Origin of the sequence: Streptomyces regalis (genome assembly GCF_001509475.1) — a bacterium.
Taxonomy (GTDB): domain Bacteria; phylum Actinomycetota; class Actinomycetes; order Streptomycetales; family Streptomycetaceae; genus Streptomyces; species Streptomyces regalis.
Window position 1 is genome coordinate 13,535 of the sequence record NZ_LLZG01000378.1, and the last position, 14,057, is coordinate 27,591.

Annotated in this window: 13 protein-coding genes and 2 pseudogenes; 9 read left to right on the forward strand and 6 right to left on the reverse strand. The window is 69.2% G+C overall.

Translation table 11 applies throughout. The annotated features are described in order from the left end of the window. Positions 1 to 172 precede the first annotated feature (172 nt). From ADL12_RS37860 to ADL12_RS37865, 3 genes are all read left to right on the forward strand, one after another. Positions 173 to 778, forward strand: coding sequence for a TetR/AcrR family transcriptional regulator (locus ADL12_RS37860; RefSeq protein ID WP_062711407.1), 606 nt, complete (start codon positions 173 to 175; stop codon positions 776 to 778). A gap of 82 nt (positions 779 to 860) precedes the next feature. Next, positions 861 to 1,007 carry a hypothetical protein gene (locus ADL12_RS54480; protein ID WP_159053409.1) on the forward strand — a complete coding sequence of 49 codons (147 nt, stop codon included), beginning with the start codon at positions 861 to 863 and terminating at the stop codon, positions 1,005 to 1,007. A 223-nt stretch (positions 1,008 to 1,230) separates the two neighbouring features. After that, a complete protein-coding gene (locus ADL12_RS37865) occupies positions 1,231 to 1,812 on the forward strand; it encodes a TetR/AcrR family transcriptional regulator (RefSeq protein WP_062711409.1) in 582 nt (193 codons plus the stop codon). Positions 1,813 to 2,046: 234 nt separating this feature from the next. Here the strand turns inward: ADL12_RS37865 and ADL12_RS57185 are convergent, their stop codons facing one another. Continuing rightward, positions 2,047 to 2,202, reverse strand: coding sequence for a hypothetical protein (locus tag ADL12_RS57185; RefSeq protein ID WP_244188194.1), 156 nt, complete (start codon positions 2,200 to 2,202; stop codon positions 2,047 to 2,049). Between ADL12_RS57185 and ADL12_RS57190 the strand changes: the two genes are divergently transcribed. Beyond that, complete coding sequence (locus ADL12_RS57190; RefSeq protein WP_244188195.1) at positions 2,179 to 2,508, forward strand: hypothetical protein; 330 nt, start codon at positions 2,179 to 2,181, stop codon at positions 2,506 to 2,508. The genes ADL12_RS57185 and ADL12_RS57190 overlap by 24 nt on opposite strands. A gap of 102 nt (positions 2,509 to 2,610) precedes the next feature. Here ADL12_RS57190 and ADL12_RS37880 read toward each other — a convergent pair whose 3' ends face one another. Together ADL12_RS37880 and ADL12_RS37885 are read right to left on the reverse strand one after the other, a co-directional pair. Beyond that, positions 2,611 to 3,237: an NAD(P)-dependent oxidoreductase gene (locus tag ADL12_RS37880; protein ID WP_062711415.1), complete on the reverse strand. Its 627-nt coding sequence runs from the start codon at positions 3,235 to 3,237 to the stop codon at positions 2,611 to 2,613. Positions 3,238 to 3,319: 82 nt separating this feature from the next. Next, on the reverse strand, positions 3,320 to 6,055 hold the full coding sequence (locus ADL12_RS37885) for a SpoIIE family protein phosphatase (RefSeq protein WP_208614699.1): 2,736 nt from the start codon (positions 6,053 to 6,055) through the stop codon (positions 3,320 to 3,322). Positions 6,056 to 6,256: 201 nt separating this feature from the next. Between ADL12_RS37885 and ADL12_RS37890 the strand changes: the two genes are divergently transcribed. After that, positions 6,257 to 7,381, forward strand: a complete 1,125-nt coding sequence (locus tag ADL12_RS37890) for a PP2C family protein-serine/threonine phosphatase (protein WP_062711454.1) — start codon at positions 6,257 to 6,259, stop codon at positions 7,379 to 7,381. Positions 7,382 to 7,442: 61 nt separating this feature from the next. Here ADL12_RS37890 and ADL12_RS51570 read toward each other — a convergent pair. Continuing rightward, positions 7,443 to 8,208, reverse strand: a pseudogene (locus ADL12_RS51570) (Gfo/Idh/MocA family protein); the annotation flags it as partial. A 55-nt stretch (positions 8,209 to 8,263) separates the two neighbouring features. Here ADL12_RS51570 and ADL12_RS53325 point away from each other — a divergent pair. Next, a complete protein-coding gene (locus ADL12_RS53325; RefSeq protein WP_159053410.1) occupies positions 8,264 to 8,659 on the forward strand; it encodes a hypothetical protein in 396 nt (131 codons plus the stop codon). A gap of 170 nt (positions 8,660 to 8,829) precedes the next feature. After that, a pseudogene (locus ADL12_RS57195) lies at positions 8,830 to 9,189 on the forward strand (SUMF1/EgtB/PvdO family nonheme iron enzyme). Positions 9,190 to 9,290: 101 nt separating this feature from the next. Here the strand turns inward: ADL12_RS57195 and katG are convergent. Together katG and ADL12_RS53330 are read right to left on the reverse strand one after the other, a co-directional pair. Beyond that, entirely contained in the window at positions 9,291 to 11,480 is a 2,190-nt protein-coding gene (gene katG / locus ADL12_RS37900; RefSeq protein WP_062711420.1) for a catalase/peroxidase HPI, read from the reverse strand. Positions 11,481 to 11,775: 295 nt separating this feature from the next. After that, positions 11,776 to 12,168, reverse strand: a complete 393-nt coding sequence (locus tag ADL12_RS53330; protein ID WP_107120131.1) for a hypothetical protein — start codon at positions 12,166 to 12,168, stop codon at positions 11,776 to 11,778. A gap of 234 nt (positions 12,169 to 12,402) precedes the next feature. Here ADL12_RS53330 and ADL12_RS51580 point away from each other — a divergent pair, with 234 nt between their 5' ends. Together ADL12_RS51580 and ADL12_RS37915 are read left to right on the forward strand one after the other, a co-directional pair. Beyond that, positions 12,403 to 12,789, forward strand: a complete 387-nt coding sequence (locus ADL12_RS51580; RefSeq protein WP_062711425.1) for a response regulator transcription factor — start codon at positions 12,403 to 12,405, stop codon at positions 12,787 to 12,789. Between the two features lie 346 nt (positions 12,790 to 13,135). Further along, entirely contained in the window at positions 13,136 to 13,960 is an 825-nt protein-coding gene (locus tag ADL12_RS37915; RefSeq protein ID WP_062711427.1) for an SDR family oxidoreductase, read from the forward strand. Positions 13,961 to 14,057 lie beyond the last annotated feature (97 nt).

A 14,057-nucleotide genomic window follows, 5' to 3' on the forward strand; every position in this document is an offset into this window, starting at 1 on the left:
GCGGCGGCGGACGGGGCGCGGGACGCAGGGGCCGCGGCCTGCGCGTCGGTGACTGTGGGGGAGGCGGGGACTCCTGGGATGCCTGGGGCGATCAGCGAGGGAGACAGCCGTGGGAGCCAGAGCAGCAGAATCCGCACGTCGGCCGGGGCGTCCCGGCGCGGACACTCCCGCGGTGCCCGGCGAGGACGACGTCCTGCGGCGCGGGCTCGAAGCCTTCGCGGAGCTGGGATACGACCGCGCCTCCGCCCGCGAGCTGGCCCGCCGCCTCGGCGTCAGCCACAACTTCATCAACGACCGGTACGGGTCCAAGGCGGCGTTCTGGCGCGCGGTGGTCGACTCCGCACTGAGGGCGCAGAAGGCCCGTATGCCCGAGGTGGACGGCTCGGTCGACGACGCCGAGTGGCTACGGCAGATCATCACCGGCTTCTACCGGACCGCGGTGGACACGCCGTTGGTCGGACGGCTCATCGTCGACGAGTTCAACCGCGAGACGGAACGGCTGGACTACCTCTACGAGCACTACGTCACCCCGCTCCTGCAGACCATGCTCCCCAGCATCGAGCGGCTCTTCGCCTCTGGACGCATGGCACCCGTTCCGACGGACGTGCTGTTCTTCGCCGTCATCCCACCCGTGTCGGGAGTGCTGCAGGCGCCCCTGGCGCGCCGCCTGGGCAGAACCGACCTCGCCTCGCCGCCGCAACTCACGGAGACGGCAGAGGCGTTGGCGGCGCTTGTGGTCAACGGACTGCTGGCGACAGGCGCGGGGGCGTGCTCCTGAGCCTGAGGCGGGTCCGCGTCCAGCGTCGACGCAGCTCGGCCGGCTGTATGTACGACCACATGACTTCGGTTGAGATGACCGTTTGACCTGCAGCTGGGGCGTAGCCATCTCCGGGCTCCGCGTGGCCGACGCGTCGATCCTCCTGATGACCCCCTTGCGTGGACCGGCGGCCACCGCCGTACTCATCGGGGAACTTGTCGCGCATGCCATGCGCCACGACCTGCACTGAGCCGACCGGCCATGCCTTCCTGACGGGGTGGCCGGGATGGGGGGGCGTCCACCAGTGCTCCTCATCGGCGGGACCGAACGCCGACCGCGCGCCCCCGGCCACGTCTCGGCCGCAGCAGCCGCTATGGTGGAACTAAGCGGACTAGTGTCCGCCACCCGGAAATGTATAGGCCACTTATCCGGTTAGCGAGGGGTCGTGGGCGAGAGCCCGGAAGGTTGGGGGAGTGGAGTCCAGGAATGGCGGGCCTCAGCGCTCGGACGCGCAGCGCAATCGGGAGCGGATCCTGGAGGTGGCGCTGGCGGAGTTGTCGCGTTCGGTGGACGTGCCGCTGAGTTTGATCGCCAAGAAGGCGGGGGTGGGGCAGGGCACGTTCTACCGCAACTTCCCCAACCGTGAAGCGCTCGTCCTGGAGGTCTACCACCACGAGGCGCAACTGCTCGCCGACACCGCGACGGAACTGCTCAAAACGCGGGCGCCCGACCAGGCCCTGCGTGAATGGATGGATCAGCTCGCCCGCTTCGCCGTCGCCAAGGTCGGCCTCTCGGACGCGATGCGTCAGATCGTCGGTACGACGGAGGCCTCGGCGCAGCCGGGATACGCACCGGTGGCCGAGGCGATCAAGACCCTGCTCGCAGCCAATCACGCGGCCGGCACCATCCGTCCGGAGGTGACCTTCGACGACTTCGTCCTGGCCATCGCCGGCATCTGGCAGATCGATACCCGCGGGGACTGGCAAGCCCAGAGCGCTCGGCTTCTGGACCTTGTCATGGACGGGCTGCGCGCCGGAGCGCCCGGGCGGGGATGACGATCGGGGCGAACGAGAGCGTGCGGGGGCGCAGGGCGGACGAGGTCGCATCGGACCACGCGTCGAACGGTGCGTCAGAAATCCCGGTCCGTGGACGCTCCCGTACGGGAGAAGTGCGGTGGCCAACGGCCATTACGTGCCGTGGCGACGTCGTCCTCGTCGACACACCGGGCGATCAGTGCGGGTGCCGTGTCCGCGGTACGGCTGTCCCGGTGGTGCGGAGTGGTTCTCACGTCAGGGGCAGGCGAGGTCGGAGAGATCGTCCGGTGTGAGGGTGATCGACCCGGCGCCCATGTTCTCCGCCAGGAGGGCGACGGTGGATGAGGCGAGCAGCCAGGCCAGGGCGATCTGACGGACGGTGGAGCCGTGGCGTTCGGCGACCTTGGCCATGCGGTCTCCGGTGAGGTCGCTCGTGCCGTCGCCGAGCGCGAAGAACGGCACGAAGGCGATGCCGACCTCTTCGCAGGCCGTCGCCAGGAGCTCGGCGTCGTCGCGCTTTCCGGCGTGGAAGTGGTGCTGAGGCCGAGGTGGCGGATCAGGCCCTACTCGAGGTTCGCCTCGACCATCGGCCGCTGGGCGGCGGGGTCGGCGGTCATCCGCACTCTTGCCGCCAAGGTCAGCCCGTGGCGTACCCCCGACGGCGGAGCCTCGCGGATCAGCGCGTTGGCGCTGACGGTGCCGTCGTCGCTGGCGTAGCAGGGCGGACAGCCGCATGGCCCCGAAGCCGATGCGGTTGATCGGAAGGTCGCCGCCGAGCAGGAAGTCGTACGGCGTGGGGGAGTGACGGCTCGTGGTCAGTCAGTCCGTGATGACGGCGTCGCGGTGGATCCACTCCGGGCTGTGGGCCGCCTTGTACATGAAGTCGGCGACGTCAGCGCGGCTGATCGTCGGGTTGCCCTTCATCGGGAGACGTTCGCCGACGAGGTAACTGCCCTTGGCGGGGCCCTTGGTCAGCATGGTCGGGTAGACCAGCGTCCAGTCCAGGCCGCTGGAGCGGATCGCCTTCTCGGAGATCTCCTTGTTGGCGTAGATGTTCCGCAGGAACGTGCTGTACATGACCTTCTGCACGGCGCTCGCCGACTTGTAGGTGTCCCCTACGCCGAACGACGACAGCCATATGAGACGGGAGACGCCCGTTTCCTTGGCCGCGCCGATCACTGCCGCCGAGGCGCGGGTGAACAGGTCGTCGGCGCGCACGGATGTGCTCCTGCCGAGGGCCGAGACGACGACGTCCTGCCCGATCATGGCCTTCGCGACATCGTGATGCGAGGTGGCGTCGCCGGCGACCACGGTGACCCGATCTGCCGGCTCGTCCAGCGCCTCCGGCCTGCGTGCCAGGACTGTGACGGTGTCGCCCGCCTGGAGGGCCAGGTCGACGACGTGGCGACCGGTGGGGCCGGTCGCGCCGAGGATGAGCAGCTTCATGGTGAGGAAACCTTCCGGTGTGCGCAACCTAAGCGGACAGCTGTCCGCTCCAATGAGGAAAACGTACCGGACAGCTATCCGGTTAGCAAGCGTCTTCGTCCGGGGGCGTGTCCGCGCCGGGCGGTGTCGGGGCGGGCTGCCGGAGGGCCTCGGGCAGGGCGTGTTCGGCCCAGATCACCTTGCCCTGCGGGGTGTATCGGGTACCCCAGCGCTCAGCCATCTGCGACACCAGGAACAGGCCCCGGCCTCCCTCGTCCGTCGTCGCGGCGTACCGCAGATGCGGAGAGGTGCTGCTGGCGTCGGCCACCTCGCAGATCAGCGTACGGTCGTGGATCAGCCGTACGTGGATCGGCCCGGCGCCGTAGCGGATGGCGTTGGTGATGAGCTCGCTCAGGATGAGCTCCATGGTGAAGCCGAACTCCGACAGGCCCCACTCTTCGAGCCTTCGGGACACCGCGCCGCGCATGCCCGCGACGGCGGCCGGATCCGGTGCTACGTCCCAGTCGGCGATCCGGTCGGGCGGCAGTTCCCGCGTGCGGGCGACGAGCAGGGCGACGTCGTCCTTGGGGCGCTCGGGAAGCAGGCTGTCCAGTACGTCCTGGCAGGTTTCCTCGGGCGGCCGGCCGGGGTGGCCCGCGAGCGCATCGCGCAGCAGTTCCATTCCCACGTCCAGGTCGCGTCTGCGGTCCTCGATGAGGCCGTCGGTGTACAGGACGAGCTGGGTTCCCTCCGCGAGACACAGCTCCGCGGTCTGGAACGGCATGCCGCCGAGGCCCAGGGGCGGACCGGCCGGCACATCCGGGAAGGTGACGGTTCCGTCGGGTTGGACCAGCGCGGGCGCCAGATGCCCCGCACGCGCCATGACGTAGCGGCGCGTCACGGGGTCGTAGATCCCGTACAGGCAGGTGGCGCCCACGACGCCCGCCGCACTCTCCGCCGCCTCGTTCTGGTCGATGCTCCCGACCAGGTCGTCAAGATGGCTCAGCAGCTCGTCGGGTGGCAGATCGAGGGCGGAGAAGTTGTGCACCGCGGTCCGCAGCCGTCCCATCGTGGCGGCGGCGTGCAGGCCGTGGCCGACCACATCGCCGACGGCCAGCGCCACCCGGCTCCCCGGCAGGGGAATCACGTCGAACCAGTCCCCGCCCACGCCCGACTGGGCGGGGAGGTAGCGGTAGGCGATGTCGAGGGCGTTCTGCTCGGGCATGGCCTGCGGCAGCAGGCTGCGCTGGAGGGTGACTGCCAGGGCGTGCTCGCGGGTGTAGCGGCGGGCATTGTCGATGCTGATCGCGGCACGGGCCACCAGCTCCTCCGCCAGCGACAGGTCCTCCTCGTTGAAGTGCTCATGGTGTTGCGCACGCCAGAAGTTGGCCATGCCCAGCATGACGCCACGAGCCTGGATGGGGGCGGTGATGAGGGAATGGATGCCGTAGTCGATGATCGCCTTGGCGCGCTCCGGGTCCTGCACGCGCCAGCCCGTGGCGGTCGGCAGATCGCTCACCAACTGGGAGCGGCCGCTGCCGTAGCCGCGCGCCTGGGGCGTGGAGGGAAGGTAGTCGAACAGCCGGCCCTGTTCGGAGAGCGGATGGTCGTCCTGGATGCCGTACACGGCCGCGCGTCGCATGTCCGTCGCCGTGGGGGCCGGCTCCTCGCCGCGCAGGACGGCGTCGGCCAGGTCCACGGTGACGAAGTCCGCGAAGCGAGGAATGGGGACCCGCGCCAACTCGTCGGCGGTGCGCAGCACGTCCAGGGTGGTGCCGATGCGCAGTCCGGCGTCGTACAGCAGCCTGAGCCGCTCCCGCGCCACCTCCGCCCTGCCGGTCACCGCCTGCAGCTCGGTGGAGTCGCGCAGCGTCACCACCGTTCCCTTGGGGCCTCCCTCGCGATCCGTGGGCCGTTGGTTGACCGCGAGCAGCCGCTCTCCCGCGAGGTGCACCTCGTCGGTGGCCTCGCGCCCGGAGTCGAGCAGCTCCTTCGTCTCGGGATCGAGGCCCGGCAGTTCCGAGACGAGCCGTCCCTCGACGTCCGAGGGCAGCTCCAGCAGTCGTCTCGCCTCGTCGTTCGCCAGAATCAGCCGCCCGTCGGCGGCCACGATCAGCACCCCTTCCCGAACGGAGTGGAGCACCGTGTCGTGGTGCTCGTACATCAGGGTCATCTCGTCCGGGGCCAGGCTGTGTGTCTGCCGCCGCAGCCGCCTGCCCACCAGTGCGGTCACACCGGTGGACAACGCGAGCGCTCCGGCCCCGGCGCCCAGGATGATCGGCAGTTGCCGGGCCAGCTGACTTTCGACGTTCTTGACCTTCATCCCGGCCGAGACGAGGGCTACGACGTCGCTGTCGGCGTTCTCGATCGGGACCGTGGCCTGTACCTCGCGACCGAGCGGGCCGTTGACGCTCTCCACGTAGACCTTTCCCGCCAACGACGGCCCGATCTCGCCCACGAACCGCTTTCCGATCCGGTCCGGCAAGGGGTGCGTGTACCGGATGCCCTTGGTGTCCATGACCACGATGAAGTCGACGCCGGCGGCCCGGCGTGCCGCCTCGGTGAGCGGTTGGAGAATCTTGCTCGGATCCGGGGTCTGCAGTGCCGCCAGGACGCCGGGTGAGTGCGCGAAGGTCTGTGCCACGGCCGTGGAGCGGCGCTTGGCCTCGGCGCTGGTGTCCCGCTCCGACTGCAGGATGAGAGCGAAGACGCCGCAGGCTACGAGCAGCACGACCAGAGCCACCTGGAAGACCAACACCTGCCCGGCCACGCTCCGCGTGCTCTTGCTGATCAGACGCTTGACCGATAGGCGTGGAAAATGGGCGAAACGACTCGCCATGCGACCCTTTTTAACACCGATGATCCCCAGCGGCCAGGGCCCGTCCGATCCTTGTTCGGCTGACCTCGGGTGTCTGTGCGGCCATGCGCTGCATCGCCTCGGCTCCTCCGGGCAGGGCCGTCCGCCGTAAATTCCCGCGTGCGGTGCATGATCTTCCCGCGCCCGATGTCCGCTTAGGTCGATATGATACATTTTGTGATCATGTCTGCACGGCTGTGGCACCGTCGCCCCGCCTACAGCGGCCGATGGGACGCTGCCCGGCTGTCACCCGTGGTCCTGACCGTCCTCATCGCCGGCCTGGCGTTCTCCACACCCAGGGAGATCGCCGTCAGCCGCCTTCTGCCCGCCGCGCCCGCCCTTGCCGCAGCGATGTGGCCCGTGCTCCCGACGATCCTGTTGGGGGCGTTCTGCCTCGTGCTCATGACAGTTCTCAGCTTCTTCTACACCGACCTGGGGACCCAGTACACCTCGGCCGCGATCGTCGCGGTCACCTTGGCGGCCGCATACGGCAGTCATGTCCGACTTCAGCGAGAGGAAATACTCTTCCAGGTCCGGCTCGTCGCTGACGCAGCCCAAAAGGTGCTGCTGCGCCCGCTGCCGCGCCGCATCGAGGACGTCGAGATCGAGTCGCTGTATCTGGCGGCCCAGGAACAGGCCCGGATCGGCGGCGACTTCTATGAGGCGATCGGTACACCGCACGGGGTCCGGCTGCTCATAGGCGACGTACGGGGCAAGGGCCTGTCCGCAGTGGGAGCGGCCTCGGCGGTGATCAGTTGCTTCAGGGAGGCCGCGTACGACGAGCCCGACCTGGAGGGCATCATCCACCGTCTGGAGACCGCCGTGACCCGCCACAGTGCTGCGTTTCCCGTTCAGGACCAGCCCGAGCACTTTGCCACTGCTCTCCTCGCCGAGATCCCGCAGGGCGGCGGCTACGTACGACTTCTCAACTGTGGGCATCCCCCGCCGCTGATCGCGCATTGCGGGGACGTCCGGGTCCTGGAGCCCACCATCCCCTCCCCGCCCCTCAACCTCGCAGCGCTCATCGGTGACCGCTACTGGGTCGACAGGGTCGCCTTCGCCCCGGGCGACCAGTTGCTGCTGTACACGGACGGCGTATCGGAAGCCCGGGACCACGCCGGCCAGTTCTTCCCGCTGGCGGACTGGATGCGGCGGCAGGGCCGCCTGGAGCAGCCCCGCGAACTGCTCGACCAACTGCACCAGGACCTGCTCGAGCACAGCGGCGGAAGGCTCGACGACGACATCGCGGCCCTCGCGCTGAGGTGCTCCAACGCGCAGGATCGGGGAGCCGTCGGCGTAGAGGGGTGAGTCTTCGTGCCGCATGCCGGAGGGCTCATCACCACCCTGCCCCAGGGCCGCAACCGCGATCTCACGGGGTGGGAGTGACCGAGGCCGAGGACCGTTCGGCGGCGCGGCGCATCCTCGCCTCGCTGCGGCTGCGCACGGGCCGGTGCTCGTGCAGCGACAGTGTGCACGCGTCGGCGATCCGGCTCGCCTCGATGGCGTCCGGTCCGCCACCGTGCAGGGGGAGGGGCTGGTGCCGGCGGCGACGTCGGTGAAGGCGGTGAGTTCGGCCCGGTGGGCGTCGGCGAAGCGGTCCATGCAGAAGTCGTGCGGCGTGCCCGTGGGGAAGGTGGCTCCGGCTCGACGGAACGCAGCGGCAGCCGGTCCTCCAAGCCCACGGCGATGCTGTCCTTCGTGCCGTGCCGTTCCAGGCGTACGTCGTGGCCGCGGGCGTTGTGCCGGGAGTTGGAGATGACGGCGATGGTGCCGTCGTCGAGAGTGAGCAGCGAGGACGCGGTGTCGACGTCGCCGGCCGCACGGATGGTCCGCCCCTCGGTTGCCGCCGGTCGCGTACACCTCCACCACCTCGCGCCCCGTCACCCAGCGCACGATGTCGAAGTCGTGCACGCTGCAGTCGCGGAAGATGCCGCCCGAGACGGCGATGTAGGCGGCAGGCGAGGCGCGGGGTCCAGCGTGGTCGACCGTACGGTGTGCAGCTTGCCGAGCTCGCGCCGCTCACCACGGCCTGGCGTGCGGCCACGCAGCCCGGGTCGAAGCGCCGGTTGTAGCCGATCTGCACCTAGATGCCGGTGCCTTCTGTCCTCGACACTGCGGGCGACGGGCTTCTCGCACCGTGCTCGCCGCCGCGACCGACGCGCACCCGGGGCGGTGACCGAGGACCGGACCATGGTCGACCTGCCTGCGGGCAGCCCCGGTGACGGGCTGTGCACGGACGCCGCGGGCGCGGTGGAGTCCGGCGCCTACGTCTGTGGGGTGGACGAGTTCAAGGACGCCAAGTTCGGCGCGGCGGCCGAGACGCTGGGCGACTTCGCCGACAAGTACGAGGACAACAAGAACGCCAAGCGCGCCCGGCAGATCGCCATCGCCGCCGAGATCGCCGAGGAACGGCCCGAGGCGGGCCGGCGGCGTGCGCCGACTGCACCGAGTACTCCAGCGAGTCGGATGCCGACAGCGCCGCCTGCTCGAACAGCGGCATCGACCACCCGACCAGCCACCTCAACCTGCCCGCCGGCAAATACCACACCCTCATCAAGTACGCCGACGAAGACGCGGAGGACGTGACGAACAAGGCTGACGGAATGAGCATCGATCCTGGATACACGTACACCAACTGCACATACGTCGTGAGCGAGAGCGGTTACCCGGGCTACCCCGACATTCCGACCCTGCCGGAGCTCCGCAGATCGAGCCCCTCGAGCCCTTCGAGCCGACCGTCTGACGCCCGGTGGGCCATGATGCAATCCGGGTTGCCGTGGCCGCGTCGACTACCGGCTCACCCAGCCCTGCAGGTTCTCCATCTGCAGCATCCGCGGCGGGACATCCAGGCGTTGTACGCACAGATCACAGGGCAGCGGCCGAGTACCACCCATGGGGAGCAGTTGCCCGTCGAGTGCGCCTCCTGGTGGGAGGCGGCGCAGTTCTGCAATGCCCGTCCGCCGACGGGTACCGACCACCGAAACTCGTGGGGGATTTGCGACATGCTCGGCAACGTCTGGGACTGCGCTGGGACGTCTACGACGCCGAGGTCTACGGCACCTACCCGCGCGCGGCGCCGCAGCCACCCCACCTTCCAGGTCGACGACGTCGCTTGACGGCGGGCACGCGTGCTGTGGGTGGCGTGCGCGTGCCCGCCGTGGGAGCGCTGTGGGAGTTCTGAGTGATCCGTGTCACTGCCCCGACCGGGACTTCGGAGTCAGGAGAGGTCGAACCGATCGAGGTTCATCACCTTGTCCCACGCGGCCACGAAGTCACGCACGAACTTGTCTCCCGCGTCCTGGGACGCGTAGACCTCCGAGACGGCTCGGAGCTGGGAGTGTGAACCGAAGACGAGGTCGACCGCGGTGGCGGTCCACTTGGCCTCGCCCGTGGCGCGATCCCGGCCTTCGAATACGTTCTCGTCCGAAGCCGACGTCTTCCACTCCGTGCCCATGTCGAGCAGGTGGACGAAGAAGTCGTTGGTCAGTGTCTCCGGCCGGTGAGTGAAGACGCCGTGGGGCGATCGCTTGAAGCCGGTGTTCAGGACCCGCATGCCGCCGATCAGCACCGTCATCTCGGGAGCGGTCAGCGTCAACAGGTTGGCGCGGTCCAGCAGGAGGGTCTCCGGCGACAGCTTCTCTCCCGCCCGGAGGTAGTTGCGGAACCCGTCGGCCCTGGGTTCGAGCACGCTGAACGACTCCACATCGGTCTGTTCCTGCGAGGCGTCCGTGCGCCCCGGTGCGAACGGGACCGTGATGTCGTACCCGGCGTTCTTCGCAGCCTGCTCGACGGCCGCGCACCCGCCCAGCACGATCAGGTCGGCGAGCGAGACCTTCGTTCCGCCGGCATGGGAGAGGTTGAAGTCCTGCTGGATCTGCTCCAGCTTCTCCAACGCCTCGGCCACCTCGGGCAGGCGGTTGACCTCCCAGTCCCTTTGCGGCGCGAGACGGATCCGTGCCCCGTTGGCCCCGCCACGCTTGTCGGTGCCGCGGAAGCTTGCTGCCGACGCCCAAGCGGTGGTGGCCAGCTGGGAGATGGACAGTCCCGAGGCGACGATCCTGCCCTTGAGGGCGGCGATGTCCTCGTCCGCGACGAGCTCGTGATCGACCTCGGGGACAGGGTCCTGCCACAGCTGCGGCTCGGGAACCCACGGGCCGAGGTAGCGCGTGACGGGTCCCATGTCGCGGTGCAACAGCTTGTACCACGCCTTGGCGAACGCTTCCGCGAGCTGGTCCGGACTCTCGTGGAAGCGCTTCGCGATCGGGCCGTAGACCGGATCCAGTTTCAGTGAGAGGTCCGTCGTCAGCATCATGGGAGCGTGCCTCTTCGACGGATCATGAGCATCGGGCACGGTGCCCTTGGCCGAAGGGTCCTTGGGGGTCCACTGCTTGGCACCGGCGGGGCTCGTCGTCAGCTCCCAGTCGTACCGGAACAGGTTGTCCAGGTACCCGTTGTCCCACCTGGTCGGCTCGGTGGTCCATGCGCCCTCGAGCCCACTGGTGAGGGTGTCGGAGCCTTTGCCGCTGCCGTACGTGTTCCGCCAGCCGATGCCTTGCTGCTCGATGGGGGCGGCCTCGGGTTCCGGACCGATGTACTGGGGGTCGACGGCGCCATGACACTTGCCGAAGGTGTGGCCGCCGACGATGAGCGCGACCGTCTCCTCGTCATTCATCGCCATGCGCCCGAATGTCTCGCGAATGTCCCGGGCGGCGGCCATCGGATCCGGGTTGCCGTTGGGCCCCTCAGGATTGACGTAGATCAGTCCCATCTGCACGGCACCGAAGGGAGGGGCGAGTTCCCTGTCTCCGCTGTAGCGCTCATCTCCGAGCCAGGTGTCCTCGGGCCCCCAGAAGATTTCCTCGGGTTCCCAGATGTCCTCTCGCCCGAAGCCGAACCCGAACGTCTTGAACCCCATCGATTCCATGGCACAGTTTCCGGCGAAGACCAGCAGGTCGGCCCAGGAGATTTTCTGGCCGTACTTCTGCTTGACCGGCCAGAGCAAACGGCGCGCCTTGTCGAGGCTCGCGTTGTCCGGCCAACTGTTGAGCGGGGCAAAGCGCTGAGCGCCACAGCCGCCACCGCCCCGGCCGTCGGCGACACGGTACGTGCCCGCGGCGTGCCAGCTCATCCGGATGAAGAGCGGCCCGTAGTGGCCGTAGTCGGCAGGCCACCAGTCCTGCGACGTCGTCATCACCTCGAAGACGTCCTGCTTCAGCGCGTCGAGGTCGAGCGTCGTGAACTCTCTCGCGTAGTCGAAGTCCTCGTCCATCGGATTGGAGCGGGACGAGTGCTGGTGGAGAATCTGAAGGTCCAGCTGATTCGGCCACCAGTCCCGGTTTGTCCTGGGCCGAGTCGGCGTGGGGGTGGGGGAGGAGATTGCTGGGTTCTCGCTTTCGCTGCCGGACACGTACGTCCTTCTTTCTGTCTCGGTGTTTCCACGCACAATGCCGATGATTGGGATGTGTCGGCGTCCGTATGGTCGCGCACCGCACACCGCACTGCGACGAAACACGCAGAGCACTCCCGCATGACAAACGTGCGAGTAGGGGCTGATTTTCTGCTCCCGCGTCGACTTTCGGCACACGCTGAATCTGGTTCCGGGATCTCCTGACACAAACCGCCAAGGAAGTGGCCGGGAACTCACGCCGACTCCATGCGCGCTGCGGATCCGGGCGATTCGGCCGCGGGCGGGTCCGGGACCGTCACTCAGATGCGCGGGTGTGCTGGGCGGTCTGCGCCGCCGACGGGAGCTGTCGGGATGCGTGGTGCGCGCGCCCTCCGGACCGCCGGAGGAGCCTCGCCCGCTCGCGCGGGGTTTGCATCCGGACGCCCTGGGTGTCGCGGCGCCGGTGCCACGCGAGGCCGTTGTCGGCAGGACGGTCCCCGCCGGTGTTGTCGACGCACCTCGGGTGCGCGAGGTGCGTGGCACCGACGCCCTCGGCGACCGGCTCCTTCGCCGAAACCGTCGGACTCGCCGCGTTCGCCGCGCTCTTCTGCCTGTGATGCTCCGGCACGGGCTGCACGGGCTGCACGGGCTGCACGGGCTGCACGGGCTGCACGGGCTGCACGGGGCTCCGTACCCGGGCCTTCGGCATGGTGCTAGGCACCCTGGAGCCGGTGGGCTACCGGGCCGTCGCGGTGGCCACCGGGGTCGAAGGGATGATGAGGCTTACGGATCACCGGTTCGACCTGGTGGTCTGGGACGCCGGCCTGCCGGACAACGCCCGCTTCGCCCAGGGGCGCCGCGTGACACCGGCGGACCGGCCCGGCTCCTCTTCCTGGCCGCCTGCGACGAGCTGGCCGACCTCGTTCCCGAGCTCACTGCGGGCGTGGAGGACTACGTCACCAAGCCTCTCCGTATCACCGAGGTTCTCGCCAGGGTCCAGGGCCTGCTGCGCGGCCGCGACCACGAGCGTGACGCGAACACGCCCCGCTACGGCGATCTGGTCCTGGACGACACCACCTGCTGTGCCACACGGGGCATCAGGCCGCTCGACCTCACCCCCGCCGAGTACCGGCTGCTGCGGCATCTGCTGGCGAACGCGGGGCGGGTGCTGTCGAAGGAGCAGATCAGCCGGCTCGTCTGGGGCGAGTTCCGGGCCGGGCAGGCCATCGAGAAGCTCGTGGAGCGCCTGCGGAACAAGGTCCACGAGGAGGGTCCCGAGCTGATCCACACGCGCAGGGGTTTCGGCTACTGGCTGGGGCATCAGGAGTGACCGGCGTGACCTGGGTCACGCCGGTTTGATGTCGGGAACGCGTCCGGAACCTGTCGGCCCGCCTCGCTTGCATGAGCTCACCCATCGAGCCAGCTGAGGAGGGAGAGTTGCTCCTGGGTGGCTTCGAAGTCCACGGCCCCACCACTTCGGCCACTGGTCCGACGACGTCTCGGCGGACGCCGCCGAGCTCGAACAACACGGCTGGGTGATCGAGGCGACCCGCAAGGGACCCGACGGCGGCCTGGTCTTCGCCTTTCTGCGCAGTGCGCGCGGCTTTCGGATCTTGGTCTGACCGCCCTGCCCGGTCACCGTTCCCGCACCCCACCTTGGTAAGGAGAAATGCATCATGACGACCGTAGGTATCGCCACCGGCGCCGGACGTGGAATCGGCGAGGCGTGCGCGCGGCGACTCGCCGACCAGGTGGACGTGTTGCTGCTCGTCGACCGTGACGAGACGGCCGTCGCAGCCGTCGCCGAGGACCTCAACGAGGCTGGGTACCAGGCGGTCGCCGAGCCGTTCGGGCTGGACGTCACCGACCGGGACGGCCTGGCCCGCCTCGCCGACCGGGTGGCGGAACGCGGCACGCTTCGGGCCGTCGTCCACGCCGCCGGCATCTCGCCCACCATGGCCGACTGGAAGCGCATCTTCGAGGTCGACCTCATCGGCACGGCGCTCCTCGCCGAGGCCCTGCGCCCGCTGGCGACCACCGGGACGGCGATGGTCGACTTCGCCTCGATGGCGCCGATGCTCGCGCGCGTCGCCCCCGATCCGGCCGTCGCCGCGATCCTCGACGACCCGCTGGCACCGGACTTCCTCGACAGGATCCGCGACGCGCTCGGCCCCGACGTCGAGAACACGGCCCTGGCATACCCGTGGGCCAAGCACGGCGTACACCGCTTCGCACGGAAGGAAGCGGTGCGGCTCGGCCCTGTGGGCGCCCGGGCGTGTTCCCTCTCCCCGGGCGTCATCGACACCCCGCAGGGTCGCCAGGAGGCGGTCAAGCATGCGTCGATGCAGGAGCTCATCGACCGCACGCCACTCGGCCGCACCGGCCGCTCGGAGGACGTCGCCTCCGTCGCCGCCTTCATGGTGTCGGAGGAGGCCGCCTTCCTCACCGGCACAGACATCCTCGTCGACGGGGGCGTCTGCGCGGCTGTGCGGGGCGACTGACGGAAGGCTGACGTCGGCTGAAGGAAGCACCGGCACCGGGCCCTGCCCGGTGCCGGACTCGCATGCCGCCCGCGGGTCGAGTGACGGCATATCAAGT

Excerpts from the sequence above, each read along its gene's own strand:
- ADL12_RS57185 (WP_244188194.1), bottom strand. The coding sequence starts at position 2,202 with ATGGCCAAGGTCGCCGAACGCCACGGCTCCACCGTCCGTCAGATCGCC.
- ADL12_RS37880 (WP_062711415.1), bottom strand. The coding sequence starts at position 3,237 with ATGAAGCTGCTCATCCTCGGCGCGACCGGCCCCACCGGTCGCCACGTC.
- ADL12_RS37885 (WP_208614699.1), bottom strand. The coding sequence starts at position 6,055 with ATGGCGAGTCGTTTCGCCCATTTTCCACGCCTATCGGTCAAGCGTCTG.
- ADL12_RS37890 (WP_062711454.1), top strand. The coding sequence starts at position 6,257 with ATGTCTGCACGGCTGTGGCACCGTCGCCCCGCCTACAGCGGCCGATGG.
- ADL12_RS53325 (WP_159053410.1), top strand. The coding sequence starts at position 8,264 with ATGGTCGACCTGCCTGCGGGCAGCCCCGGTGACGGGCTGTGCACGGAC.
- ADL12_RS53330 (WP_107120131.1), bottom strand. The coding sequence starts at position 12,168 with ATGCCGAAGGCCCGGGTACGGAGCCCCGTGCAGCCCGTGCAGCCCGTG.
- ADL12_RS37915 (WP_062711427.1), top strand. The coding sequence starts at position 13,136 with ATGACGACCGTAGGTATCGCCACCGGCGCCGGACGTGGAATCGGCGAG.